The 25,299-nt window shown below is 67.0% G+C and carries 18 protein-coding genes, 3 rRNA genes and 1 pseudogene; 16 read left to right on the top strand and 6 right to left on the bottom strand.

What is annotated here, in order from left to right; genetic code table 11:
- Positions 1-233, top strand: a 233-nt coding sequence (locus tag BN11_RS24940; protein ID WP_048693580.1) for a hypothetical protein, incomplete at its 5' end; no start/stop codon positions are given.
- Between the two features lie 28 nt (positions 234-261).
- On the opposite strand, the gene BN11_RS01565 is transcribed toward BN11_RS24940, so the two are convergent.
- Positions 262-1,053, bottom strand: a complete 792-nt coding sequence (locus BN11_RS01565) for a glycerophosphodiester phosphodiesterase family protein (protein WP_048693577.1) — start codon at positions 1,051-1,053, stop codon at positions 262-264.
- Between the two features lie 337 nt (positions 1,054-1,390).
- On the opposite strand from BN11_RS01565, the gene pheS reads away from it, so the two are divergent.
- The 10 genes from pheS to BN11_RS01515 all read left to right on the top strand — a co-directional run bounded on the left by pheS (position 1,391) and on the right by BN11_RS01515 (position 13,125).
- On the top strand, positions 1,391-2,485 hold the full coding sequence (gene pheS, locus BN11_RS01560; protein WP_048693574.1) for a phenylalanine--tRNA ligase subunit alpha: 1,095 nt from the start codon (positions 1,391-1,393) through the stop codon (positions 2,483-2,485).
- A complete protein-coding gene (gene pheT, locus BN11_RS01555; protein ID WP_048693571.1) occupies positions 2,485-5,034 on the top strand; it encodes a phenylalanine--tRNA ligase subunit beta in 2,550 nt (849 codons plus the stop codon). The genes pheS and pheT overlap by 1 nt, the downstream gene beginning before the upstream one ends.
- 127 nt (positions 5,035-5,161) lie before the next feature.
- Positions 5,162-6,205, top strand: coding sequence for an N-acetyl-gamma-glutamyl-phosphate reductase (gene argC, locus BN11_RS01550; RefSeq protein WP_048700582.1), 1,044 nt, complete (start codon positions 5,162-5,164; stop codon positions 6,203-6,205).
- A 22-nt stretch (positions 6,206-6,227) separates the two neighbouring features.
- Positions 6,228-7,379, top strand: a complete 1,152-nt coding sequence (argJ, locus tag BN11_RS01545; protein ID WP_048693568.1) for a bifunctional glutamate N-acetyltransferase/amino-acid acetyltransferase ArgJ — start codon at positions 6,228-6,230, stop codon at positions 7,377-7,379.
- A gap of 13 nt (positions 7,380-7,392) precedes the next feature.
- Complete coding sequence (argB, locus tag BN11_RS01540; protein ID WP_048693565.1) at positions 7,393-8,349, top strand: acetylglutamate kinase; 957 nt, start codon at positions 7,393-7,395, stop codon at positions 8,347-8,349.
- Positions 8,346-9,569 carry an acetylornithine transaminase gene (locus BN11_RS01535; protein WP_048693561.1) on the top strand — a complete coding sequence of 408 codons (1,224 nt, stop codon included), beginning with the start codon at positions 8,346-8,348 and terminating at the stop codon, positions 9,567-9,569. Before argB ends, BN11_RS01535 begins: the two co-directional genes overlap by 4 nt.
- Before the next feature lie 18 nt (positions 9,570-9,587).
- Positions 9,588-10,571, top strand: coding sequence for an ornithine carbamoyltransferase (argF, locus tag BN11_RS01530; protein WP_048693558.1), 984 nt, complete (start codon positions 9,588-9,590; stop codon positions 10,569-10,571).
- Positions 10,568-11,071 (top strand): arginine repressor, encoded by a 504-nt coding sequence (locus tag BN11_RS01525; protein ID WP_048693556.1) that lies wholly within the window; start codon positions 10,568-10,570, stop codon positions 11,069-11,071. Before argF ends, BN11_RS01525 begins: the two co-directional genes overlap by 4 nt.
- Complete coding sequence (argH, locus tag BN11_RS01520; RefSeq protein WP_048693553.1) at positions 11,068-12,477, top strand: argininosuccinate lyase; 1,410 nt, start codon at positions 11,068-11,070, stop codon at positions 12,475-12,477. Before BN11_RS01525 ends, argH begins: the two co-directional genes overlap by 4 nt.
- Before the next feature lie 6 nt (positions 12,478-12,483).
- A complete protein-coding gene (locus BN11_RS01515) occupies positions 12,484-13,125 on the top strand; it encodes a DNA-3-methyladenine glycosylase (protein WP_048693551.1) in 642 nt (213 codons plus the stop codon).
- 9 nt (positions 13,126-13,134) lie between these two features.
- Here the strand turns inward: BN11_RS01515 and BN11_RS01510 are convergent, their stop codons facing one another.
- The 3 genes from BN11_RS01510 to BN11_RS01500 all read right to left on the bottom strand — a co-directional run bounded on the left by BN11_RS01510 (position 13,135) and on the right by BN11_RS01500 (position 15,551).
- Positions 13,135-13,629 carry a GNAT family N-acetyltransferase gene (locus BN11_RS01510; RefSeq protein ID WP_048693549.1) on the bottom strand — a complete coding sequence of 165 codons (495 nt, stop codon included), beginning with the start codon at positions 13,627-13,629 and terminating at the stop codon, positions 13,135-13,137.
- The gene (locus BN11_RS01505) at positions 13,613-14,635 is read right to left on the bottom strand and encodes an adenosine deaminase (protein WP_048693547.1); all 1,023 of its coding nucleotides are present in this window, start codon (positions 14,633-14,635) and stop codon (positions 13,613-13,615) included. Before BN11_RS01505 ends, BN11_RS01510 begins: the two co-directional genes overlap by 17 nt.
- 109 nt (positions 14,636-14,744) lie before the next feature.
- The gene (locus tag BN11_RS01500; protein WP_048693545.1) at positions 14,745-15,551 is read right to left on the bottom strand and encodes a phosphotransferase; all 807 of its coding nucleotides are present in this window, start codon (positions 15,549-15,551) and stop codon (positions 14,745-14,747) included.
- Between the two features lie 68 nt (positions 15,552-15,619).
- Between BN11_RS01500 and BN11_RS01495 the strand changes: the two genes are divergently transcribed.
- Positions 15,620-15,973, top strand: coding sequence for a TfoX/Sxy family protein (locus BN11_RS01495; RefSeq protein WP_048693542.1), 354 nt, complete (start codon positions 15,620-15,622; stop codon positions 15,971-15,973).
- Here the strand turns inward: BN11_RS01495 and BN11_RS01490 are convergent.
- Positions 15,970-16,434: a GNAT family N-acetyltransferase gene (locus BN11_RS01490; protein WP_201329192.1), complete on the bottom strand. Its 465-nt coding sequence runs from the start codon at positions 16,432-16,434 to the stop codon at positions 15,970-15,972. The two genes, BN11_RS01495 and BN11_RS01490, sit on opposite strands and share 4 nt — an antisense overlap.
- 100 nt (positions 16,435-16,534) lie before the next feature.
- Positions 16,535-17,557: a Gfo/Idh/MocA family protein gene (locus tag BN11_RS01485; protein WP_083433446.1), complete on the bottom strand. Its 1,023-nt coding sequence runs from the start codon at positions 17,555-17,557 to the stop codon at positions 16,535-16,537.
- A gap of 289 nt (positions 17,558-17,846) precedes the next feature.
- Between BN11_RS01485 and tyrS the strand changes: the two are divergent.
- From tyrS to rrf, 4 genes and pseudogenes are all read left to right on the top strand, one after another.
- A pseudogene (gene tyrS, locus BN11_RS01480) lies at positions 17,847-19,137 on the top strand (tyrosine--tRNA ligase).
- 650 nt (positions 19,138-19,787) lie between these two features.
- Positions 19,788-21,306 (top strand): 16S ribosomal RNA (locus tag BN11_RS01475).
- Positions 21,307-21,643: 337 nt separating this feature from the next.
- Positions 21,644-24,736: ribosomal RNA gene (locus tag BN11_RS01470) — 23S ribosomal RNA — on the top strand.
- A 91-nt stretch (positions 24,737-24,827) separates the two neighbouring features.
- Positions 24,828-24,944: ribosomal RNA gene (rrf, locus tag BN11_RS01465) — 5S ribosomal RNA — on the top strand.
- The 16S, 23S and 5S rRNA genes sit together here, the layout of an rRNA operon.
- The last annotated feature ends 355 nt before the right edge of the window (positions 24,945-25,299 follow it).

Here is a 25,299-nt window from a genome sequence, read left to right as displayed (position 1 = left end):
CCGTCGCGCCTCCCGCTGATTCGGGCTCAGCGGCCGCGACCGCCGCTGCCGATTCATCCGCGTCCGCGACTCCCGCGACGCCCGCGACGCCCGAGACGGGCACGCGGCTCGCGTGGTTGGCGGGAGCGGGTGCCCTGACGGCCCTGGCGCTCGGATTCCTCGCCGGTCGACGCACCATACGGCGCGATGCCGGCCCGGATCAGGGCGACAGCGCGGTGGTCTGGAACACCTGACACGCCCTTCGGCCACGCGCGTGCGGGGTCAGCCGACGCTGATCGGCTCGGCGGCCATCGGCTCCCACAGCCCGCGCGCGATGAAGACCTCGCGCAACAGGTCGGGGCGATCGGTGATGATGCCGTCCACGCCCACGTCCAGCAGGCGGTGCATGGTCGCCGGGTCGTCGATGGTCCAGACGATGACCTGCACTCCGGCCGCGTGCGCGCGGGCGACGAGCCCGTCGGCGAAGATCGCCACCCGGCCGAGGCGGCTGGGCACGTGAGCGTAACGGGCCGGCGCTCCGCGCCAGCGGATCGGCAGGCGAGTGCGGGAGGAGGAGATGAGCCCGGTCAGCGAACGCCAGCCGAGGGCGGTATGCACGTGCGGCGCCAGGTCCCGCAGCTGGCCCAGCCAGCCGTCCCAGGCCCCCGCCACGCACACCCGCTGCGCAATGCCGGGATCGGCGAGCACGCCGGCCAGCGGCGCGATCGCGGCCTGGTCCTTCAGATCGACGGTGAAATTCGCCGCGGGAAAAGCCGCCAGCGCTTCTCGGAGGGTGCAGATCGGCTCACCGCCCACGCGCAGTTCCTGGAGCTGTCGTCGGCTGAAGCGGCCCACCGGCCCGCTCGCCTCCGTGACGCGGTCGAGGCGCTCGTCGTGGAAGCACACCAATTCGCCGTCCCGGGTCAGGCGCACGTCCGTCTCCAGGTAGCGAAAGCCCAGCGCCGTCGCGCGGGCGAAAGCCGCCAGGGTGTTCTCAGGCGCCAGTGCGGCGCCGCCGCGGTGCGCGATCGCCAGCGGTCCGGCAGCGCGGGCATACCCCGTGGTGGGCAACATGACTCCATGGTCGCGGGGACGGCGAGGGCCAATGTCGCGTGGACGCGCGTTCGGGTGCAGAGTTCACGTCGGGACAGGCAAGGGTTCGCCGGATGACGAAAACACGTCACCGGTTCGCCACCGGCCGGTTACAGTGCCGGTATGACGTCGCCTGCCCTGCAACGCCCACTCACCTTGCGCTGCTGGCGATTTAGCGAGCCCGCGGACGCGCGGGCGCGGCGATAGAGCCGCGGCATACCCGCCTCGACGAGGTGGTGGCGTCCGGGGGCCAAACCACGTTCGAGCCCATCCGGCGCGCGACCTAGACTTTGCGCGTCCCCAAACCGTGGAAGAGACGATGTCCGGACCCAATACGAACTACGACCCGGTCGAGGTCGCTGCCCTCGCACCCGAGGCCGTCGAGACCGCGCGTGACGCCGCCCTCGCGGCGATCGCGGCGGCAGCCTCCCTCGAGGACCTCAAGGCCGTGCGCAGCGCCCACCTCGGCGACAAGTCGCCGTTGGCGCTGGCCAACCGCGAGATCGGCGCGCTGCCGCCGAGCGCCAAGGCCGCTGCCGGGAAGCTCGTCGGCCAGGCCAAGGGCGTCGTCAACCAGGCCGTCGCCGCCCGGCAGAGCGAACTGGAGACCGAGCGGGACGAGCGCATCCTGATCGAGGAAGCCGTCGACGTCACCTTGCCGGCGGCCCGCCGGCCGCTGGGGCGCCGCCACCCGATCGAGCTGATGAGCGAGCGGATCGCCGACATGTTCGTCGGGATGGGCTGGGAGATCGCCGAAGGCCCCGAGGTCGAGGCGGAGTGGTTCAACTTCGACGCTCTCAACTTCGATGCCGACCACCCGGCCCGGCAGATGCAGGACACCTTCTATGTCGAGCCGCCGGATGGCGGGCTGGTGCTGCGCACGCACACCTCGCCGGTGCAGGCGCGCTCGCTGCTCGAGCGGGGCGTGCCGATCGCGATCGCCTGCATCGGGCGTGTCTTTCGCACCGACGAACTCGATGCGACGCATATGCCGGCCTTCCACCAGGTCGAGGGTTTGTGTGTCGACGAGGGCATCACGATGGCGCACCTGAAGGGCACCCTCGACACCCTCGCGAGCCACCTCTTCGGGGATGGGATCACCACGCGGTTGCGGCCGTCCTTCTTCCCCTTCACCGAGCCGAGCGCCGAGATGGATCTGCGCTGCTTCGCCTGCCGCGGCGAGGACCCGAACTGTCGCGCGTGCAAGGGCACCGGCTGGATCGAGTGGGGCGGTTGCGGCATGGTGAATCGAAATGTCTTGTCCGCGTGCGGAATCGACCCGGACCGCTATAGCGGCTTTGCTTTCGGTATGGGGATCGACCGGGCGTTGATGTTCCGCACCGGCGTCTCGGACATGCGAGACATGATCGAAGGAGATGTGCGCTTCGACGCACAGTTCGGGATGGAGATCTGATGCGCGTCCCCGTGGATTGGCTGCGCGAGTATGTCGCGGTGCCCGCCGACGCGACCGGCGTCCAGATCGCCGCGGACCTGGTCAAGGTCGGGCTCGAGGAGGAGGGACTGCACACCTCCGGGGTGACCGGTCCGCTCGTCGTGGGCCGCGTGCTTACCAAGGAGCCCGAGCCGCAGAAGAACGGCAAGACGATCAACTGGTGCTCCCTCGACGTCGGCGACGCCAATGGCACCGGCGAGCCCCAATGGGTCGTATGCGGCGCGCACAACTTCGAGCCCGGCGACCTGGTCGTCGTCATCCTCCCGGGTGGCTCGGTGAGCACTCCGCAAGGTCCGATGGTGGTCACCGCTCGCAAGACCTATGGCCACATCTCCTCGGGGATGATCACCTCCGAGCGGGAGCTCGGCATCGGTGAGGACCACTCGGGGATCATCGTGCTCTCGCGCTTCTTCGCCGATCGGCCCGAGGTCCTGACGGGGTTGGCCCCGGGGCAGGACGCGATCCCACTGCTCGGCCTGGACCGCGAGACCGTGGAAGTCAATGTCACCCCGGACCGCGGCTACTGCTTCTCCATCCGCGGCATCGCGCGAGAGTATTCACACGCGACCGGCGCGGCATACACCGATCCCGTTCTGGCACTTGCCGATCGGGCCCCGGCGGCCAACGAGCAGGGGTATGCCGTGCAGCTGGCCGACGATGCGCCGATCCGCGGGCGCGAGGGCTGCGATCGCTATGTCGCGCGCATCGTGCGCGGGGTCGACGTGCACGCGCCGTCGCCGGCGTGGATGAAGGCGCGGCTGACCGAGGCCGGTATGCGGCCCATCTCGCTGCCGGTCGATGTCACTAACTACGTCATGCTCGGCCTCGGCCAGCCACTGCACGCTTTCGACCTGGCCAAGCTCGTGGGCCCGATTGTCGTGCGCCGCGCCCGCCCGGGCGAGCGGATGACGACGCTGGACGACGTCGATCGCGCGCTCGACCCGAGCGATCTGCTGATCACCGACAGCGAGTCGCAGCGGGCGCTCGCGATCGCGGGCGTCATGGGTGGCGCGGACACCGAGATCTCGGACACGACCACCGACGTCCTCATCGAGGCCGCCCACTTCGACCCGGTCTCGATCGCCCGGTCGGCGCGCCGGCACAAGCTGCCGTCGGAGGCCTCCCGCCGGTTCGAGCGTGGCGTGGATCCGCAATTGGCCGCTGCCGCAGCGCAACTCGCCGTCGAGCTGCTCGTCGAGCATGGTGGCGGGGTCGTCGATGACGGCGTGACCGATGTCGGTTCCCCCGTGCCGGCACCCGATATCGACCTCGACCTGAGCCTGCCGAGCCGGCTCGTCGGCGTCGACTACCCGAGCGAGCGGGTCGTGGAGATCCTCCGCGAGATCGGCTGCGGCGTGGAGGTATCGGGGGAGCACGCCCGGGTTACACCGCCGTCCTGGCGACCGGACCTGCGCACCGAGCCGGACCTCGCCGAAGAAGTCGCCCGTATCGACGGCTACGAGAAGATCCCGTCCGTGGTGCCCACGGTGGCGGTCGGCAACGGTCTCACCCACGACCAGCGGATGCGCCGCCTGGTGGCGAATCTGCTGGCCGCGCAGGGATTCTCGGAAGTGTGGAATGCGCCCTTCGTCGGCGACGACCGGCACGTGGCGCTGGGCTACGACGCCGCGGCGGCTCGCGCCCGGACCGTCCGCATCGCCAACCCGCTCTCGGACGAGGCGCCGCTGATGCGGATCTCGATCCTTTCGACGCTGGTGGATTCCTTGCGCCGCAATATTTCTCGCGGGTTCAAGGATGTGGCGCTCTTCGAGCAGGGCCTGGTGCTTGCACTCGAGGGCAAGCAAACCGCGGCTCCGACCGAGGACGTCGGCGTGCGGCCGTCCCCGCAGACCATGGCGGCGATCCATGCAGCCGTGCCGCCACAGCCGCGTCATCTCGGCTTCGTCCTGGCCGGGGAGATCGACCGCTCCGGCGTCTGGGGCGCCGGCCGGCCGGCCGATGTCGCCGACGCCATCGCCACGGCGCTGGGCATCACCGAAGCGCTCGGCCTGACGGCCCGCACCGTCGCCGACGACGCCATGCCCTTCCATCCCGGCCGCTGCGCCCGGGTGGAGCTGGCCGATGGCACCGTCGTCGGTCATGTCGGTGAGCTGCACCCCAAGGTGCTGACGGCGCTCGGGCTGCCCGCCCGGGTCGTGGCCGGCGAACTCGACCTGGACGCCCTCTCGGCAGCCAGCGGCCGGCCCGCGCAGGCTGTCACCTTGAGCACCTTCCCGGTGGCGACCACCGATGTCGCGCTCGTCGTCAACGAGTCGGTCAAGGCGGCCGACATCGAGGCCGCGCTGCGCACGGGAGCGGGGGAGATGCTCGAATCGGTGCGCCTGTTCGACATCTACCGCGGCGACCAGACCGGCGCCGGCAAGAAGTCGCTCGCCTATCGCCTAAGCTTCCGCGCACCGGACCGGACTTTGACGACCGAGGAGGTCAGCGGCATACGGGACCAGGCCGTCGCAGCCGCCGGCCAGGCGGTCGGCGCCGTCCAGCGCTGACTCAGCCCCGGCACCCCCACAGTCGAAAGCGCACGACACGCCGTAAAGAATTTTCTTCACGGCGTGTCGTGCACTCTTGACCTGAGGGGTTTTGCATGATCTTGTCTTTGAACGTATAGTCATGCACATGTCGGTACGGGTCGCGGTCGCGGGTGCGAGTGGGTATGCGGGAGGCGAGCTCGTCCGCCTGCTGCTCGCGCACCCCGAGGTGGAGATCGGGGCGCTGACGGCGAGCAGCAACGCCGGGCAGACCCTGGGCTCGATCCACCCGCACCTGACGCCGCTGCGCGACCGCCTGCTCGAGGACACCACGGCAGAGGTGCTGGCCGGGCACGACGTCGTCTTCCTCGCCCTCCCGCACGGCCACAGCGCGGCGCTGGCCGCGCAGCTGCCCGACGAGGTCGTCGTCGTCGACTGCGGCGCCGACTTCCGCCTCGAGAACGAGGGGGACTGGACCACCTTCTACGACACGCCGTATGCCGGGTCCTGGCCCTACGGCCTTCCGGAACTCCCGCTCGCAGAAGGCAACCAACGCGATCTGCTCACCGGCGCGAAGCGGATCGCCGTTCCCGGCTGCTATCCGACCGGCATCAGCCTGGCCCTCGCACCCGGCCTGCGCGCCGGCCTCCTCGACCCCGCGGACATCGTCATCATCGCAGCCTCCGGCACCTCGGGAGCGGGCAAATCCCGCAAACCACATCTCCTCGGCTCCGAGGTGATGGGGGCCATGTCGCCCTACGGCGTCGGGGGTCGGCACCGGCATACGCCGGAGATCGAGCAGAACCTCTCGCGAGCCGCAGGGGCGCCCGCGAGTGTCTCGTTCACGCCCACCCTCGCGCCCATGGCCCGGGGCATCCTGGCCACCTCCACCGCGCGACTGACCGCCGGCGCGAGCGCCGGGCAACTGCGCGAGGCCTATGCCGCGGCATACGAACGCGAGCCGTGCGTCGTCCTGCTCCAGGACGGCGTCTGGCCGCGCACCAGCGATGTCCTCGGCGCCAACACGGTGCACCTGCAGGTCACCGTGGATCCTCGGCAGGGTCGGCTGATCGCCGTCTCGGCGATCGACAATCTCACCAAGGGCACCGCCGGCGCCGCCGTGCAATGCCTGAACCTCGCCCTCGGCCTGCCCGAACTCACCGGCCTGTCGCTGGTCGGTGTGGCCCCGTGAGTCTCGACCAGGAGCACGCCCGATGTCCGTGACCACCCCCACCGGATTCCGCGCCGCCGGCATCACTGCCGGACTGAAGGCCAGTGGCCGTCCTGATCTCGCGCTGGTCGTCAACGACGGCCCGGACCGTTGCGCCGCAGCGGTTTTCACCACGAACCGCGTCCAGGCCGCCCCGGTGATCTGGTCGCGGCAGGTGCTCGCCGACCAGCGTGTCGACGCCGTCATCCTCAACTCCGGCGGCGCCAACGCCTGCACCGGGCCGCAGGGATTCCAGGACACCCACAAGACCGCCGAGGTCGTCGCCGAGTTGCTCGGCATCTCCGCCGGAGATGTCGCGGTCTGCTCCACCGGCATGATCGGCGAACTGCTTCCCATGGACACACTTCTGGCGGGGTGCGCCCAGGTCGCCGGCGAGCTGTCCGGCGACGGCGGCCCCGCGGCGGCGGAGGCGATCATGACCACCGACACGGTCGCCAAGACCGCGGCATACTCCGGCCCGGGATGGAGCGTCGGCGGCATGGCCAAGGGTGCCGGCATGCTCGCCCCAGCCTTGGCGACCATGCTCGTCGTGCTCACGACCGATGCCCAGGTGGCCCCGGCGGATCTGGACGCCGCGCTGCGCGCGGCCACCGCCAAGACCTTCGACCGGATCGACTCCGACGGCTGTATGTCGACCAATGACACCGTGATCGCGCTGGCCTCGGGCGCGTCCGCGGTCCCGGTCGCGCCGGCCGATCTGGAGGCCGCGTTGACGGAGGTGTGCGCCGACCTGGCGCTGCAGCTGATCCGCGACGCCGAAGGTGCCGCACACGACATCCGCATCGAGATCGACTCCGCCGCAACCGAATCCGACGCCCTGGAGGTCGGCCGAGCGATCGCCCGCAGCAACCTCTTCAAGTGCGCCATCTTCGGCAACGACCCCAACTGGGGCCGCATCCTGGCCGCCGCCGGCACCACCAGCGCGGCTTTCGATCCCGCGACGATCGACGTCTCGATCAACGGGGTGATCGTATGCCGTGACAGCGGCGTGGGCGACGACCGCGCCCTCGTCGACCTCACCGGCCGCGATGTGCACATCGTCGTGGATCTGAAGGCGGGGGAGGAGTCGGCGACGATCTGGACCAACGACCTCACGCACGACTACGTCCACGAGAACTCCGCCTACTCCACCTAGAAGGACAGGCACGATGACCGGCACCACCCTGCGCGCCACCCCCGACGGGGCGGCGATCGCCGCCGCCCAGGCCAAGGCGGCCACTCTCACCGAGGCCCTGCCGTGGCTCGAGCGCTTCCGCGACGCCCTGGTCGTCGTCAAATACGGCGGCAACGCCATGACCGACCGGGCGCTGCAGGAGGCCTTCGCCGACGACGTCGCCTTCCTCCGCTACGCCGGCCTGCGTGTCGTCGTCGTCCACGGCGGCGGCCCACAGATCAAGTCGATGCTCGGCCGGCTCGGCATGCGCAGCGAGTTCAAGGGCGGCCTGCGCGTGACGACGCCGGAGGTCATGGATGTGGTGCGGATGGTGCTCACCGGCCAGGTCGGCCGCGAACTCGTCGGCCTGCTCAACCAGCACGGCCCGATCGCCGTCGGCCTCTCCGGGGAGGACGCCGGCCTCTTCGGGGCGCGCCGGCGCGGGGTCGTCGTCGACGGCATCGAGGAGGACATCGGCCTCGTCGGTGAGGTCGTCACCGTGGACCCGTCCGCGGTGCACGACATCATCGCCGCGGGCCGCATCCCGGTCGTCTCGACCATCGCCCCCGACATCGAGGTCGAGGGTCAAGTGCTCAATGTCAACGCCGACACCGCCGCGGCCGCTCTGGCGGCCGCGCTCGGTGCCCGCAAACTCGTCGTGCTCACCGATGTCGAGGGCGTCTATGCCGCGTGGCCCGACCGCTCGAGCCTGCTCTCCGCGATGGACCTCACCGCCGCCAAGGACCTCCTCACCCGGGTCGACGAAGGCATGATCCCGAAACTGGAGGCGTGCATCACCGCCGTCGAAAAGGGCGTCCCGCAGGCGCACGTCATCGACGGCCGGCAGCCCCACTCGCTGCTGCTGGAGGTCTTCACCAGCGAAGGAATCGGGACGATGATCACCCGAGACGATGCCCTGGACGGACCTGTCTGCCAAGGAGATCCGCTATGACCGCTGAGTCACCCCAGCCCGCACCACCCACCCGCAGCGAGCAACTGCTCGACCGATATGAGGAGGCGCTGCTCGGCGTCTTCGGCCGCCCGCAGCTGGTGATCGAACGCGGCGAGGGCTGCTACATCTGGGACGCCGACGGCAAACGCTATCTCGACCTGCTGGCCGGCATCGCGGTCAACGCCCTCGGCCACAACCACCCGGAACTCGTCGCCGCCGTCTCCAAGCAGGTCGGCGAGGTCGCCCATATCTCGAACTTCTTCACCTCTGGTGCGCAGATCGAACTGGCCGAGCGCCTGCTCGCCATCGCCGGCGCGCCGGAGGGCTCCCGCGTCTTCTTCACCAACTCCGGCACCGAAGCCCTCGAAGGGGCGGTCAAGCTCGCCCGACGCACCGGGCGCACCGGCATCATCGCCAGCGAGGGCGCCTTCCACGGCCGCTCGACCGGCGCTCTCGCCCTGACCGCCAAGCCCGCCTATCGCGAACCCTTCGAGCCGCTCATCCCCGGGGTGTCGCACATCCCGTATGGCGACGCCGACGCCGTGGAGGACGCCCTCGCCGCCGGTGACATCAGCGCCGTGGTGCTGGAGCCCATCCAGGGTGAGGGCGGGGTCATCGTCCCGCCCGACGACTACCTGACCCGGGTCCGCGAGCTGACCCATGCCGCACGCGCCCTGCTGATCCTCGACGAAGTGCAGACCGGGATCGGCCGCACCGGAGACTGGTTCGCCTTCCAGCGCAGCGGAATCCAGCCCGATGCCATCACCATCGCCAAGGGTCTCGGCGGCGGCATCCCGGTCGGCGCGCTGGTCACCTTCGGCCCCGAGGTCTCCGGTCTCCTGCAGCCGGGCATGCACGGCTCCACCTTCGGCGGCAACCCGCTGGCCTCCGCCGCCGGCCTGGCGGTGCTGAGCACGATCGAGCGGGACGGGCTGCTGCGGCATACCAGCGAGGTCGGTGACGGCTTCGCGGCGGCGGTCCTCGCGCTGAGCCACCCGCAGATCCGCGAGGTCCGCGGCCGCGGGCTGCTGCGCGGTATCGCCCTGAGCTCACCGATCGCTCCCGCGGTCATGGGGATCGCCCGCGCCGACGGCTTCATCGTCAACGCCGTCGCCCCGGACGCGATCCGCATCGCGCCACCGCTGATCATCACCGCCGAGCAGCTCGCGAGCTTCACCGCCGCACTGCCCGGCATCCTCGACCGCGCCGTGAACAGCTGACCCGAAAGCCGAAAACGCATGTCCGACAGCGTATCCATTCCAGCCGAGACCGTCCGGCACTTCCTCGCCGACGATGACCTGAGCCCGCAGGAACAGGCCGAGGTCCTCGCCCGCGCGGCCGCGCTCAAGGCGGCCCCGTTCAGCGACCGCAGCCTCGAAGGCCCCCAAGTGGTCTCGATCCTCTTCGACAAGCCGACGCTGCGCACCCAGGTCTCCTTCGTCGGTGCCGTCGCGCACCTGGGCGGCCAACCGATGACCGTCGACGCCAACCTCGCGAAGGTGGGGGAGCGGGAGTCGGTCGCCGACGTGGCGCGGGTTCTCGGACGGCAATCGGCGGTCATCGTCTGGCGCACCTACGGCCAGGACCGCATCGAGGAGATGGCGCGCTATGCGGGCGTCCCGGTCGTCAACGCCCTGACCGACGACTACCACCCGTGCCAGATCCTCGCCGACCTGCTGACCATGACCGAGCACAAGGGCACGCTCGCCGGACTGACCGTCGGCTATGTCGGCGACGGCGGAAACAATATGGCGCACTCCTATCTCCTCGGTTGTGCCCTGGCCGGCATGCACATCCGCATCGGAACCCCGGCCGCGCACCAGCCCAAGGCCGAAATCGTCGAGCGCGCCGTCGCCATCGCCGCCCAGACCGGCGGGTCGGTCCTCGTCACCGACGACCCGATCGCCGCCGTCCACGGCGCCGACGTGGTCATCACCGACACGTGGGTGTCGATGGGCATGGAAGGCGAGAAGGCGGAGCGGCAGGGCGAGCACTCACCCTTCGAAAAGTATTCCGTGACAACCGAACTCATGGGCCTGGCCGACCCCGCCGCCATCTTCCTGCACTGCCTGCCGGCCTATCGCGGATATGAGGTGGACGCCGCCGTCATCGACGGCCCGCAGTCGGTGGTCTGGGACGAGGCCGAGAACCGGCTGCACGCCCAGAAGGCCGTCATCTCCTTCCTCCTGGAGAAGTCGGGCCACGCCGCGGGGGCGGTATGACGGTCGCCTCCTCCCGCGGTGCCCGCCAGCAGCGCATCGTCGACCTGCTCGGCGAACACGCCGTCCGCTCGCAGACCCAGCTGCTGGAACTGCTTGCCGCAGAAGGGATCGAGGTCACCCAGGCGACCCTGTCGCGGGACCTGGTCGAGCTCGGCGCCGAGAAGGTGCGCGTCGGGAAGTCCTTGATCTATGCCGTGCCGGGGGAGGGCGGCGACCGGACCGTGCGCCCGGCGCCGGAGGCCGCGGAGGTCAGTCGCCGGCTGGCCTCCCGGTGCCAGGAGTTGCTCGTCTCGGCGGCCTGCTCGGCTAACCTCGTCGTCCTGCGCACCCCGCCCGGCGCCGCCAGCTTCCTCGCCTCGGCCATCGACCACGGTCAGGTCGACGGCGTGCTCGGGTCCATCGCCGGGGATGACACGATCATGCTCATCACCGAAGGCGCGGCGGCGAGCGAGTCTGTCGCTGCCCACTTGCTCAGCTTGTCCGGGAAGGAATCCGCGTGACCGAGAAAGTCTCCCTGTGGGGTGGCCGCTTCAGCGGTGGCCCGGCCGATGCCCTTGCGGCACTGAGCAAGTCGACCCACTTCGACTGGCGGCTCGCGCGGCAGGATATCGCCGGCAGCCGCGCCCACGCCCAGGTGCTCGCTGCCGCGGGCCTGCTCGACGAGCCGACCCTGCACGCCATGCTCACCGGCCTCGATGAGTTGGAGTCCGACGTCCTCGCCGGCACGTTCACCCCCGCCGAAGACGACGAGGACGTGCACACCGCCCTCGAACGCGGCCTCATCGAGCGCGCCGGCGCCGACGTCGGGGGGCGGCTGCGCGCCGGCCGCTCCCGCAACGACCAGATCGCCACCCTCTTCCGGATGTACTTACGCGAGCAGGCCCGCCACCTCGCCGGCCGCGTCCTGGACGTCGTCGATGCCCTTCTCGCACAGGCCGAACGCCACCACGGCGTCGCCATGCCCGGCCGCACCCACCTACAACACGCCCAGCCGGTGCTGCTCAGCCACCACCTGCTGGCGCATGTCTGGGCACTGCTGCGTGATGTCGACCGCTTCGGCGACTGGGACCGGCGGGCCGACGCCTCCCCATACGGCTCCGGCGCCCTCGCCGGTTCCTCCCTCGGCCTCGACCCGGAGAAGGTCGCCGCCGAGCTGGGGTTCGCCCGCTCGGTCGAGAACTCCATCGACGGCACCGCGGCGCGCGATTTCGCCGCCGAGTTCGCCTTCGTCTGCGCGATGACGGCGGTCGACATCTCGCGCATCGCCGAGGAGGTCGTGCTCTGGGCGACAAAGGAATTCGGCTTCATCCGCCTCGAAGACGCCTATTCGACCGGGTCGAGCATCATGCCGCAGAAGAAGAACCCCGATGTCGCCGAGCTGGCCCGCGGCAAGGCGGGCCGGCTGGTCGGCGACCTCGCGGGCCTGTTGACGACCTTGAAGGCGCTGCCCCTGGCTTACAACCGCGACCTGCAAGAGGACAAGGAGCCCGTCTTCGACGCCATCGACACGCTCGATGTGTTGCTGCCGGCGTTCGCCGGCATGGTCGCGACGATGCAGTTCGACACGGAACGCCTGGAAAGCCTTGCCCCGCAGGGGTTCTCGCTGGCCACTGATATCGCCGAATGGCTCGTGCGGCAAGGCGTCCCCTTCCGGATCGCGCACGAGGTCGCGGGCGGCTGTGTGCGCACCTGCGAGGAGCGCGGTATCGAGCTGTGGGATCTCAGCGATAACGACCTGGCCGCGATCTCGCCGCATCTGACTTCCGGGGTCCGTGAGGTGCTCTCGGTGCAGGGCTCGCTCGCCTCCCGCGACGCGAAAGGGGGCACCGCCCCGGTGCGCGTTGCCGAGCAACTCACCGCGGCCCGCGGGGCCGCGCTGCGCGCCCGCGAGTTCGCGACCGGCTGATCCTTCGTGAACGCCGCTCGCCTGCCGCGCTCCTTCTTCGCCCGCGACGTTCTCGACGTCGCGCCAGCGCTTCTCGGCGCGCACCTGGTGCACGGCGGAGTCACGCTGCGGTTGACCGAGGTGGAGGCGTATGCCGGGGAGAAGGGCGACCCCGGATCGCACGCCTTCCGCGGCCAAACCCCGCGCACCGCAGTGATGTTCGGCCCGCCCGGGCATCTCTACGTCTACTTCACCTACGGCATGCACTACTGCGCCAATGTCGTCACCGGTGCGGACGGCCTCGCCTCCGCGGTGCTCCTGCGCGCCGGAGAGGTGATCGCCGGGCACGAACTCGCCGCCGCCCGCCGCCCCGGGATCCCCGAGCGCGACTGGGCCCGCGGCCCCGCCCGCCTGACCGTCACCATGGGCCTGGACCGAGCGCACAATGGCGACGACCTCTGCGGACGCGCCGCCGAGCCCCGGATCGAACCTGCCTCTGCCGCAATCGATCCCGCCCGCATCCGCACCGGACCACGCGTCGGAGTGAGCGGCCCCGGGGGCGACGGCACGGCATACCCCTGGCGGTTCTGGCTCGACGGCGAGCCGACCGTGAGCGCGTATCGGCCGGGAGTGGTTCGCACACGGCGCCCCAACGCCAAGAAGGCTTGACCGGAGCGCTCAGGTCAGGTCGAGGAACATCACGTGCAGGCCGACCCGGCCGCGACTGGCCGACTCGAACGCCGCCGGCACGGTGCCGACGATCGTGAAGCCGAGATCCTGCCAGAGGCGCACCGCGGCTGTGTTGGTCTCGACGACGGCGTTGAACTGGATACCGGCGTAGCCCTCGCGCCGGTGCCAATCGATCATCTCCTCGGCGAGGAGCCGCCCGATGCCGCGCCCTCGCGCCGCGGCCGCGACCATGAAGCTCGCCGTGCCGATGTGCGCCCCGCGCCCCGGCCGGTTCGGCCCCATCTTCGCGCTGCCCAGCAGAGTCGCGTCCTCGTCCTCGGCGACGATGGTCCGGGCCGGCGGACGTTCCAGCCAGAGGGCGGCGATCTGCGCGTCGCTCAGTCCCTCGGGATAGGCGTAGGTCTCGCCGGCCGCGACGATCTCGCGGAAGAGCGGCGCGAAGTCCGCGACATCCGCTTCGGTCATCTCACGCAGACGCGGCATAGCCGTCGATCTGCTCTCGCACATCGGCTTTGACCTCCTCGGGCGCGAACGAGACGTCCACGGCCGTCCGTGCCAATGCGGCGAGGCCGGCCGCATCGAGCCCGAGAACCTCTGCGGCCAGGGCATATTCGCGGTTGAGTGTCGTCCCGAACATCGGCGGATCGTCGCTGTTGATCGTCACGGTGACTCCCGCGTCGCGCAGCGCCCGGACCGGATGGTCCTCGATGCGCTCGACCACGCGGGTGGCCAGGTTGGAGGTGGGCGAGATCTCCAGCGGTATGCCGTGCTGCACCAGATACGCGACCAGCTCCGGGTCGTCGACGGCCCGGACGCCGTGCCCGATCCGCTCGGCACCGAGATCGCGGATCGCCGACCAGATCGTCTCCGGGCCCGTCGACTCGCCCGCGTGCGGCACCGAGTGCAGGCCGGCGGCCTGGGCCCGCGCGAAGTGCGGAGCGAACTGCGCCCGCGGCACCCCGATCTCCGGCCCGCCCAGACCGAAGGCGACCAGCGCGTCCGGGGCGTGGTCGACGGCATACCCGATCGTCGCATCGGCGGCGGGGGGAACCCCGGACTCGCCGGGGATGTCGTAGACCCACCGCACCACCGTGCCGTGGTCGCGCTCCGCGGCCACCCGGGCGTCCTCTATGGCCTCGGTGTAGGCCTCGATGGGTATGCCGCGCACCACCGAGGTGTAGGGCGTCATCGTCAGCTCGGCATACCGAACCTGCTGTGCCGCAAGGCCTTCGATCACCTCGTAGGTCAGCAGCCGCAGATCCTCCGGCGTGCGCAACAAGTCCACCACCGACAGATAGACCTCGATGAAGTGCGCGAAGTCGGTGAAGGTGAAGAAGCGCCGCAGCCCGTCGAGATCCTTGGGCACCGGGCTGTCCGGATGCCGCGCCGCGAGCTCGGCCACCGTCTCGGGCCGTGCCGAGCCGACATGGTGGACATGGAGTTCGGCCTTGGGTAGGCCCGCGATGAAGTTCGCTGTGCTCGGGAGCATGACCGTCGACCCTAGCCGAAGCGCTCGATGTCCTGCAGAACCGCGGTGACCGTCCGCCGCCCATGCTCGGCCATCCGCGGAAAAGTGTTGCGGTAGTAGTCTATTCCGGTCAAAGAAGGCAGCAAGGCCCAACCGCGGGCGCGCCACCAGACCTCGGGCCCGTAGTCGGCCAGCTCCTCGCGATAGAGCGTCCGGGCGTCGCCCGTGAAGGTCCACCAGGCCGGGGCGAGATCCGCTGCCGGATCCCCGCGCCGAGGAGAGAAGTCGATGACCCACTCAGCCGGCCGTCGGCGACGATCAGGTTGCCGGGCTGTAGGTCTCCGTGCAGCCATACCGGCTCGCCGGCATAGTCCGGCGTGGCCACCACCTGCTCCCACGCCCGCGCCACGGCGTCCAGGTCGAGACCGTCGTGCTTGCCGCGCAAGCCGTCGATCGCCGCCCGCCCACGCTCGGCCTGCACTCTTGGGGCCGTGCCGCGGCTGCCCGGCGGGCAAAGCGGCCCACCCTGTGCCGGCACCGCGTGCAACGCCCGGGCGAACGCCGCGACCTGCCGGGCGAGACCCGGATCGTCGAGGCCCAGGCGGGGTGGGGTCTGCCCGGGAATCCATCGCACGATCGTCCACGGCCACGGATACCCATGCCCCGGCCTACCGGCGAAGACCGGCACCCCCAACGCCACCGGCACATGCGGCGCCAGCACCGGCAGCCAAGCCGCCTCCTGCGCGCCCTGCTCGACCGCCCAGTCGATCTTCGGCATCCGCGCCAGCAGGTCCGGGCCGACGCGAAAGAGCACGTGATCGGTGCCCTCCACCTCCGCCGGCAGCGGCGTCACCGCCAACTCCGCCCACTGCGGCGCCTGCTGCCCGATCAACGCCGCCACCAGCGCCGCGTCCGCGCGCATCTCGTTCTCGTGCACCCGCGCACTCCACCCGTCCGCGGCCGAGCGGGTCAAGTCCTTTTCGCGCGCGCGTAGGCTCTGAGGCCATGGCGTACGACGAGGTGCTGGCCGAGCGGATCCGCGGGGCGATCAGCGGGGTCGAGGGCGTGCAGGAGATGGCGATGTTCGGCGGCCTCGGTTTTCTCGTCGGCGGCCACATGGCCGTCGCTGCCGCTGGCAAGGGCTGGCTCATGGCGCGTGTGGATCCCGCCGAGACGGACTCCCTGATCACCCGACCGGGCGTGGAACCTTTCGAGATGCGGGGTCGCGGCCTGACCGGCTGGTTGCTCGTGGCCGAAGATGCCCTCGATGACGAGGCAGACCTGCGCGAATGGGTCGACCGGGGCGTTGCCTACGTCGCCACCCTCCCCCCGAAGCCCCGGAAAGCGAAGAAGGGTTAAGCCAGTCGCAGGCGCATCTCGTTGGTGGGGGAGAACCCGCTCGATTCATAGAGGGAACGCCCGGCATCGGAGGCATGCAAGCTCACGCAGTCCACGCCTTGTGCACGGCATTCGTCGAGGGCGGCCCTGAGCAACGCGCGGGCCACGCCCTGCGAGCGGGCGACGGGCTCGACGAACATATTGAGCAGGTAGCCGCGCCGGTCCAGCTGGGTGTTCATGTTCGGCGGAAGGTCGAGCCAGGTGATGCCGATCCCGCCGATGACCGCACCACCCGATTCAGCGAGCAGGCCGACATACCGCCCGTCCGCCAGCGCGGCGGCCAGCCAGGTGCGGGCGGGCCCGGAGGCAGCCGCGACGACCCCTGCGTCGATCCCCATCTCCGCGAACATCGCGTCCCGGTGCCTGGTGACGGTGTCCGTGTCGGCGGTCTGGGCACGGCGGATCGTCGGTCTTGTTGCCACGATGCGCAGTCTCACATGGGAGGGAACGTCCGCGTGACCAGCCGACTGCCGCTCGCCTCCTTTGCCTACCGGCGGGGGTCGTGCGTCGGCGGCACACGGACTAACGAGCGGGCGAGAGGAGGCCACGCACGTCGACGACGTCGACGGTGCGTCCGGTCTCGGCGGCCTCCTGGACCGCCAGGGCCACGGCCACCGCTTGGGTGCCGGCCATGCCGGTGACCGCGACGGCGCCCGTGCCCTCGACCGCGGCCGTGAAGTCGCGCACGCTGACGACGTAGAGGTCCTCGCGGTTGCCCACGTCGACAGCCCGGACACCCGCCTCGTCGCGCAGGGTCAGGTCGCCGACGGGGTCCTGGGTCAGCGCATCGGTCGCGTGGAGCGTTCCCTCGCTGCCGTAGACGTCGACCGACGAGGAGTTGAAGGGGACGGTGAAGGCGTCATGAGTCTGTGCCAGGACTTCATCCGTCCAACGCAAGGTCGTCATCACCGCGTCGGGCGCCCCCTTGGGCCATGGTCCCTGGCGCGCCACCTGGGCTGCGGCGGTGGCCGGAGGAGCGTCCCGCAGCAGGCCGAGCACCGCGGCGTCGTGGACGGTGATATCCAGGATCACGCCGGCGCCGGGCACGTCTTCGATGCGCCAGCCGCGCAGGCGCTCCGGCAGGAAGACCGCGTGGTTGATACGGATGCCGGTGACCGTGCCGATCGTGCCCTCGTGGACAAGTGCGGCCAGCTTGCGGATGACGGCCGAGCACGGCAGGTGGTGGTTCACCCCGAACACGAGGCCGCGGGAGTCGGCGAGCGCGATGAGGTCGACGGCCTGGCCGAGGTCGAGGGTGATCGGCTTCTCGCACAACACAGGCACGCCGGCCTCGAGGGCGGCTTGCGCCTGTTCGGCATGCTTGGGGTTGTGCGAGCTGATGTATGCGGCGTCGACCCCCTCGAGGGCGGCGCCCAGGTCAGTGGTGGCGCGCTCGATGGCCTGCGATGTGGCGAACGCTTCAGCGTGACCCGGCGACCCGCTCAGCACAGTGACGGCGCGTCCGCCGGTGGACTCGATCGCCGGAATCATCCGCGTGGCGGCGATATCGCTCGCGCCCAACAACGCCCAGCGCAATGACCTCATGTCGACAACTCCCTTCTGCGGATGAGGCTATCGCCACGACCGGTGCCGGCCAGGTCTGCCTGGGCACGCTCATCGAGGTCGAGCAGCGCGGCGGCGATCGCATGACCCCGGTTCCTCGCCCAGCCGGAACGTCCCCTGATGGGCGCCTCGGCTTCCCGCGGCAACGCGTGACCGGATGAGCGGCCATCCCACATGGGAGAAACCGGTCTCGGCAACCAAGTTGCGCATGGCAGGCTAGGCGAGCGCGCGGCATACCGCTGCCGCACCGACCGAAGGGAACCAGACCATCGTGAGCACCATCCTCGACGAGTTGCAGTGGCGCGGAGCGGTGGCCCAGTCCACCGACGAGACCGCGCTGCGCGAAGCACTCGCGAGCGGACCGATCACGGTCTATTGCGGTTTCGACCCGACCGCGCCGTCGCTGCACTTCGGCAACTTCGTCCAGTTGGTGTCGCTGCGTCGTATGCAGCGGGCAGGCCACAAGGTGATCTGTCTCGTCGGTGGGTCGACGGGTCTGATCGGCGATCCCAAGCCGACCAGCGAACGGGTGCTGAAGACGAAGGAGCAGACGGCCGAGAACGTCGCCCGGATCAAGGAGTTGGTGCGGCCCTTCCTCGACTTCGAGGGCACCGATCCCTCGTGCGCCTACCCGGCCATCCTCGTCGACAACCTCGACTGGACCGCTCCGATGTCGGCGTTGGACTTCCTGCGCGATGTCGGCAAGCACTTCCGCGTCAACCAGATGATCAAGAAGGAAGCGATCTCGGCGCGCCTGGAGAGCCAGGAGGGCATCTCCTACACCGAGTTCAGCTACCAGCTGCTCCAGGCACTCGACTTCCTCGAGCTCTTCCGCGCGCATGGGTGCACGATGCAGATCGGCGGCTCGGACCAGTGGGGCAACCTGACCGCCGGCGTCGACCTCATCCACCGGGTCGAGGGTGTCTCGGTGCACGCGATGACCTCGCCGCTCCTCACCGACGCCTCGGGGGTGAAGTACGGCAAGTCCGAGGGCAACGCCGTATGGCTGTCGGCGGACATGACAAGTCCCTACGCCTTCTACCAGTATTTCCTCAACGTCGAGGACGCGAAGGTGATCGAGTTGCTGAAGATCTTCAGCGACCGCGATCAGGCGCAGATCGCCGAGTTGGAGCGAGCGGTGGAGCAGGAGCCGTTCCGGCGGGCGGCGCAGAAGGCGCTGGCCGCGGACGTGACGACCTTGGTGCATGGGGGGGAGGCGACCGCCCGCCGCGGTGCAGGCCGCGTCGGAGGCGCTCTTCGGCAAAGGCGATCTCGCGGCGCTCGACGCGGGGACGCTGCGCGATGCGACGGCGGAGCTGCCGGGGGGAGTGGTCGTCCCCGGGACGTCTCTCGTGGATGCGCTCGTCATGGTCGGGCTCGCGGACTCACGCAACAGCGCGCGCCGCACCCTCGCCGCGGGGGCGATCTCGGTCAACGGCGCCAAGGTGACGGACGGGGAGTCGGTCCTGAGGTCGGACCAGTTCCTGCACGGAGACGTGGCAGTGATCCGCAGGGGTCGCAAGGTGCTTGCCGCCGCGCGAGCGGGGGTCGCGTCCACGTAACGCACTGTCCTGCAACGCTTTTCGGCGCATACTTCCGTTGCGACACGCCCGGGATGCAGGGCCGATTTGCATGTTCAACTTTTCGTCATCTAAAGTTTTCGACGTCAGCCCGACAGGGAGGAACGGACGCCACCGCAGGAGCGATACTCCTGACGAAGCCGGCCGGTCCCAGCGGAGCCGACCACCACTCCCTCGCAGAGGGACTACGGAGCGATCCGGGGTCCCTACGAGACCAGAACGACGCGAGAGCGACGATTTGGGAGCCGCCGGAAACGGCTGCTAGAGTAGTGAAAGCCGCGCAGATCCAAGCGCGTCAGCGACCGGCCGCCGCAGTGCGGATCACGGAGTTGACGCCCAAGCATGGGCGCGGTAAGCTTGAACGGTTGCCCCAAATCGATTCACTCGAAAGAGTTGTGAGATTTGGTGCGCGTCCGAACCTTGAGAACTCAACAGCGTGCCAAAAATCGATGCCAATAACCTCGTCGCAGGTCGGCGGACGCGAGCATTCGCTCGTCGTCACCGCTCTGCACGAAATCCTTTTTGGTTGACAACGATCATCTAGCAATTGCTAGTTGTTCTTGCTCAGTCAGTGAAATTACCCTTCGTGGGTTCGAGATTTCTCGACAGTTTCGGCTGTCGAGGCTCAAACATCAACGGAGAGTTTGATCCTGGCTCAGGACGAACGCTGGCGGCGTGCTTAACACATGCAAGTCGAACGGTGACCAGGAGCTTGCTCCTGTGATCAGTGGCGAACGGGTGAGTAACACGTGAGTAACCTGCCCCAGACTCTGGAATAACAGTTGGAAACAGCTGCTAATACCGGATACGAGACAGAGAGGCATCTCTACTGTCTGGAAAGTTTTTCGGTCTGGGATGGACTCGCGGCCTATCAGCTAGTTGGTGAGGTAATGGCTCACCAAGGCGACGACGGGTAGCCGGCCTGAGAGGGCGACCGGCCACACTGGGACTGAGACACGGCCCAGACTCCTACGGGAGGCAGCAGTGGGGAATATTGCACAATGGGCGAAAGCCTGATGCAGCGACGCCGCGTGCGGGATGAAGGCCTTCGGGTTGTAAACCGCTTTCAGCAGGGAAGAAGCGAAAGTGACGGTACCTGCAGAAGAAGCACCGGCTAACTACGTGCCAGCAGCCGCGGTAATACGTAGGGTGCGAGCGTTGTCCGGAATTATTGGGCGTAAAGAGCTTGTAGGCGGTTTGTCGCGTCTGCTGTGAAAATCCGGGGCTCAACCCCGGACTGGCAGTGGGTACGGGCAGACTAGAGTATGGTAGGGGAGACTGGAATTCCTGGTGTAGCGGTGAAATGCGCAGATATCAGGAGGAACACCAATGGCGAAGGCAGGTCTCTGGGCCATTACTGACGCTGAGAAGCGAAAGCGTGGGGAGCGAACAGGATTAGATACCCTGGTAGTCCACGCCGTAAACGTTGGGCGCTAGGTGTGGGACTCATTTCACGAGTTCTGTGCCGCAGCTAACGCATTAAGCGCCCCGCCTGGGGAGTACGGCCGCAAGGCTAAAACTCAAAGGAATTGACGGGGGCCCGCACAAGCGGCGGAGCATGTGGATTAATTCGATGCAACGCGAAGAACCTTACCAAGGCTTGACATATACCGGAAACACCTAGAGATAGGTGCCCCGCAAGGACGGTATACAGGTGGTGCATGGTTGTCGTCAGCTCGTGTCGTGAGATGTTGGGTTAAGTCCCGCAACGAGCGCAACCCTCGTTCTATGTTGCCAGCGCGTTATGGCGGGGACTCATAGAAGACTGCCGGGGTCAACTCGGAGGAAGGTGGGGATGACGTCAAATCATCATGCCCCTTATGTCTTGGGCTTCACACATGCTACAATGGCCGGTACAAAGGGCTGCGACACCGCGAGGTAGAGCGAATCCCATAAAACCGGTCTCAGTTCGGATTGGGGTCTGCAACTCGACCCCATGAAGTCGGAGTCGCTAGTAATCGCAGATCAGCAACGCTGCGGTGAATACGTTCCCGGGCCTTGTACACACCGCCCGTCAAGTCACGAAAGTCGGTAACACCCGAAGCCGGTGGCCTAACCTTTTGGAGGGAGCCGTCGAAGGTGGGACTGGTGATTGGGACTAAGTCGTAACAAGGTAGCCGTACCGGAAGGTGCGGCTGGATCACCTCCTTTCTAAGGAGCACTGGTCGCGCAAGCGATCCAGAGCCTCGCTCGTGACGAACGCTCACGAGGAGGAGCTCATGGGTGAAACATCGATTATTTGGCGCCTGGCAAGCACGCCGCAGCAAGTACAAGTCGCAAGACAGTGGAAAGCAGCCGCGAGCAGGTCACGGCGCCTGGCACGTTGTTGGGTCCTGAAGGCTCGGGCGTAGCCCCCTTCACGGACCGAGGAAGTCGGTCTCGGACTTCACATACCCGCTGAACCACTCGCGACGAGCGAGCAGGCACGGACCATGTGATGAGCCGCCCGTATTTTGAGAACTACACAGTGGACGCGAGCATCTTTGTGGCTCAAGTTTATAAGGGCACACGGTGGATGCCTTGGCACCAGGAACCGAAGAAGGACGTAGGAATCTGCGATAAGCCTCGGGGAGTCGATAACCAGACTGTGATCCGAGGATTTCCGAATGGGGAAACCCGGCTGGAGGCAAGTCCAGTCACTCTCATCTGAACACATAGGGTGAGTAGAGGGAACGTGGGGAAGTGAAACATCTCAGTACCCACAGGAAGAGAAAGCAACCGCGATTCCGTTAGTAGTGGCGAGCGAAAGCGGAACAGGCCAAACCGATCATGTGTGATAGCTGTCAGGCGTTGCATGGTCGGGGTTGTGGGATTTCTCAGGCGGCTCTGACAGGCCGGCATGGAGTCAAAAACTCGCGTTATAGTCGAAGGGCATTGAAAGGCCCGGCACAGAGGGTGCTACCCCCGTAGACGAAATGACGCGAACTTCAGAGAAGTATCCCAAGTAGCACGGGGCCCGAGAAATCCCGTGTGAATCTGGCGGGACCACCCGCTAAGCCTAAATATTCCCTGGTGACCGATAGCGGACAAGTACCGTGAGGGAAAGGTGAAAAGTACCCCGGGAGGGGAGTGAAATAGATCCTGAAACCGTGTGCCTACAATCCGTTGGAGCCTCCTTGTGGGGTGACAGCGTGCCTTTTGAAGAATGAGCCTGCGAGTTAGTGCTCGGTGGCGAGGTTAACCCGTGTGGGGAAGCCGTAGCGAAAGCGAGTCCGAATAGGGCGCCATAGTCGCCGGGTCTAGACCCGAAGCGGAGTGATCTACCCATGGCCAGGTTGAAGCGACGGTAAGACGTCGTGGAGGACCGAACCCACTTAGGTTGAAAACTGAGGGGATGAGCTGTGGGTAGGGGTGAAAGGCCAATCAAACTCCGTGATAGCTGGTTCTCCCCGAAATGCATTTAGGTGCAGCGTCACGTGTTTCTTACCGGAGGTAGAGCTACTGGATAGCCGATGGGCCTCACCAGGTTACTGACGTTAGCCAAACTCCGAATGCCGGTAAGTGAGAGCGTGGCAGTGAGACTGCGGGGGATAAGCTCCGTAGTCGAGAGGGAAACAGCCCAGACCACCATCTAAGGTCCCTAAGCGTGTGCTAAGTGGGAAAGGATGTGGAGTTGCATTGACAACCAGGAGGTTGGCTTAGAAGCAGCCACCCTTTAAAGAGTGCGTAATAGCTCACTGGTCAAGTGATTCCGCGCCGACAATGTAGCGGGGCTCAAGCACACCACCGAAGCTGTGGCATTGACACACTGCCTGGCGTAAGTCCAAGCGTGTTGATGGGTAGGGGAGCGTCGTGTGGCGAGTGAAGCGGCGGAGTGATCCAGTCGTGGACGCCACACGAGTGAGAATGCAGGCATGAGTAGCGAATGACGGGTGAGAAACCCGTCCGCCGAATAACCAAGGGTTCCAGGGTCAAGCTAATCTGCCCTGGGTAAGTCGGGACCTAAGGCGAGGCCGACAGGCGTAGTCGATGGACATCCGGTTGATATTCCGGAACCGGCGAAGAACCGCCCCTGATGAACCTAGCGATGCTAAGCGCCTGAAACTTGCTGACGTCTTCGGACTGACGCAAGTGGAGCGCGCGACCCGAACTAGTAGTAGTCAAGCAATGGAGAGACGCAGGAAGGTAGCCTCCGCGTGGCGATGGTTGTCCACGTCCAAGGGTGTAGGGAGTGAGATAGGCAAATCCGTCTCACACATATCCTGAGACCTGATAGTGACCGCGAATGCGGGAAGCAGGGTGATCCTATGCTGCCAAGAAAATCTTCTAGCGAGGTTCTAGCCGCCCGTACCCCAAACCGACTCAGGTGGTTAGGTAGAGAATACCAAGGCGATCGAGTGAATCGTAGTTAAGGAATTCGGCAAAATGCCCCCGTAACTTCGGGAGAAGGGGGGCCCGGATTCTGAAGTCCTTTACGGACTAGGATGATGGGCCGCAGAGACCAGGGAGAAGCGACTGTTTACTAAAAACACAGGTCCGTGCGAAGTTGCAAAACGATGTATACGGACTGACGCCTGCCCGGTGCTGGAAGGTTAAGAGGACGGGTTAGACGCAAGTCGAAGCTCAGAATTTAAGCCCCAGTAAACGGCGGTGGTAACTATAACCATCCTAAGGTAGCGAAATTCCTTGTCGGGTAAGTTCCGACCTGCACGAATGGCGTAACGACTTCTCCACTGTCTCAACTGCGAACTCGGCGAAATTGCATTACGAGTAAAGATGCTCGTTACGCGCAGCAGGACGGAAAGACCCCGGGACCTTTACTATAGCTTGGTATTGGTGTTTGGGACGGCTTGTGTAGGATAGGTGGGAGACTGTGAAGCCGGCACGCCAGTGTCGGTGGAGTCAACGTTGAAATACCACTCTGGTCGTTCTGAATATCTAACCTCGGTCCGTGATCCGGATCAGGGACATTGCCTGGTGGGTAGTTTAACTGGGGCGGTTGCCTCCTAAAATGTAACGGAGGCGCTCAAAGGTTCCCTCAGTCTGGTTGGCAATCAGATTTCGAGTGTAAGTGCACAAGGGAGCTTGACTGTGAGACTGACAAGTCGAGCAGGGACGAAAGTCGGAACTAGTGACCCGACGGTGGCTTGTGGAAGCGCCGTCGCTCAACGGATAAAAGGTACCCCGGGGATAACAGGCTGATCTTGCCCAAGAGTCCATATCGACGGCATGGTTTGGCACCTCGATGTCGGCTCGTCGCATCCTGGGGGTGGAGTTGCTCCCAAGGGTTGGGCTGTTCGCCCATTAAAGCGGTACGCGAGCTGGGTTTAGAACGTCGTGAGACAGTTCGGTCCCTATCCGCTGTGCGCGTAGGAAACTTGAGAAGGGCTGACCCTAGTACGAGAGGACCGGGTTGGACGAACCTCTGGTGTGTCAGTTGTCTTGCCAAAGGCACGGCTGATTGGCTACGTTCGGAAGTGATAACCGCTGAAAGCATCTAAGCGGGAAGCACGCTTCAAGATGAGGTTTCCATGGGCTCTGCCCGAGAGGCTCCCAGTAGACGACTGGGTTGATAGGCCAGACGTGGAAGTGCGGCAACGCATGTAGCTGACTGGTACTAATAAGCCGATAACTTGACCACACACTTCATCGCAAGATGATCATAGATTTTGCTCGCGTCCACTGTGCAGTTCCCGAGATACGGTCGGGAACGATTGAAATCTCCATAGAGTTTCGGCTGTCATAGCGAAGGGGAAACGCCCGGCTCCATTCCGAACCCGGAAGCTAAGCCCTTCAGCGCCGATGGTACTGCACTGGTGACGGTGTGGGAGAGTAGGACGCAGCCGGACATACATTAGTCAAAACGCCCTCCCGGAAACGGTCGAGGGCGTTTTGCTTTGTGTCCCGAGTATGGTGGCGCCTGAGCCACGCAGCAGGCGTCGGATCCCGGCGCCGAGGAAGGATCGCCGTGAGCGAGAAGGACGAACGCGGCCCGCGTCGCGATGAGAAGGATCGGTCGCGCCGGCCGGACGATCGACCCCGCGGCTTCCGCCGCGCGGATGACCGACCCCAGCCTTCTGACGGGCGAAGCGGTGGCTTCCGGGGCGCTGGGGAGCGCGAGCCCTGGCAGCAACGCGAACGGCGCGACGACTATCGACGCAGTGACGATGGACGCAGTGATGATCGACGCAGTGATGATCGACG

Origin of the sequence: Nostocoides australiense Ben110 (genome assembly GCF_001050535.1) — a bacterium.
GTDB classification, from domain to species: domain Bacteria; phylum Actinomycetota; class Actinomycetes; order Actinomycetales; family Dermatophilaceae; genus Nostocoides_A; species Nostocoides_A australiense.
This window is presented reverse-complemented; position numbering and strand designations above follow the sequence as displayed.

Coding starts and splice junctions, on each gene's coding strand:
- argC (WP_048700582.1), top strand. CDS start 5,162: ATGTCGGTACGGGTCGCGGTCGCGGGTGCGAGTGGGTATGCGGGAGGC.
- BN11_RS01525 (WP_048693556.1), top strand. CDS start 10,568: ATGACGGTCGCCTCCTCCCGCGGTGCCCGCCAGCAGCGCATCGTCGAC.
- BN11_RS01535 (WP_048693561.1), top strand. CDS start 8,346: ATGACCGCTGAGTCACCCCAGCCCGCACCACCCACCCGCAGCGAGCAA.
- BN11_RS01495 (WP_048693542.1), top strand. CDS start 15,620: ATGGCGTACGACGAGGTGCTGGCCGAGCGGATCCGCGGGGCGATCAGC.
- BN11_RS01505 (WP_048693547.1), bottom strand. CDS start 14,635: ATGCTCCCGAGCACAGCGAACTTCATCGCGGGCCTACCCAAGGCCGAA.
- BN11_RS01565 (WP_048693577.1), bottom strand. CDS start 1,053: ATGTTGCCCACCACGGGGTATGCCCGCGCTGCCGGACCGCTGGCGATC.
- BN11_RS01485 (WP_083433446.1), bottom strand. CDS start 17,557: ATGAGGTCATTGCGCTGGGCGTTGTTGGGCGCGAGCGATATCGCCGCC.
- pheS (WP_048693574.1), top strand. CDS start 1,391: ATGTCCGGACCCAATACGAACTACGACCCGGTCGAGGTCGCTGCCCTC.
- pheT (WP_048693571.1), top strand. CDS start 2,485: ATGCGCGTCCCCGTGGATTGGCTGCGCGAGTATGTCGCGGTGCCCGCC.
- argF (WP_048693558.1), top strand. CDS start 9,588: ATGTCCGACAGCGTATCCATTCCAGCCGAGACCGTCCGGCACTTCCTC.
- argJ (WP_048693568.1), top strand. CDS start 6,228: ATGTCCGTGACCACCCCCACCGGATTCCGCGCCGCCGGCATCACTGCC.
- BN11_RS01510 (WP_048693549.1), bottom strand. CDS start 13,629: ATGCCGCGTCTGCGTGAGATGACCGAAGCGGATGTCGCGGACTTCGCG.
- argB (WP_048693565.1), top strand. CDS start 7,393: ATGACCGGCACCACCCTGCGCGCCACCCCCGACGGGGCGGCGATCGCC.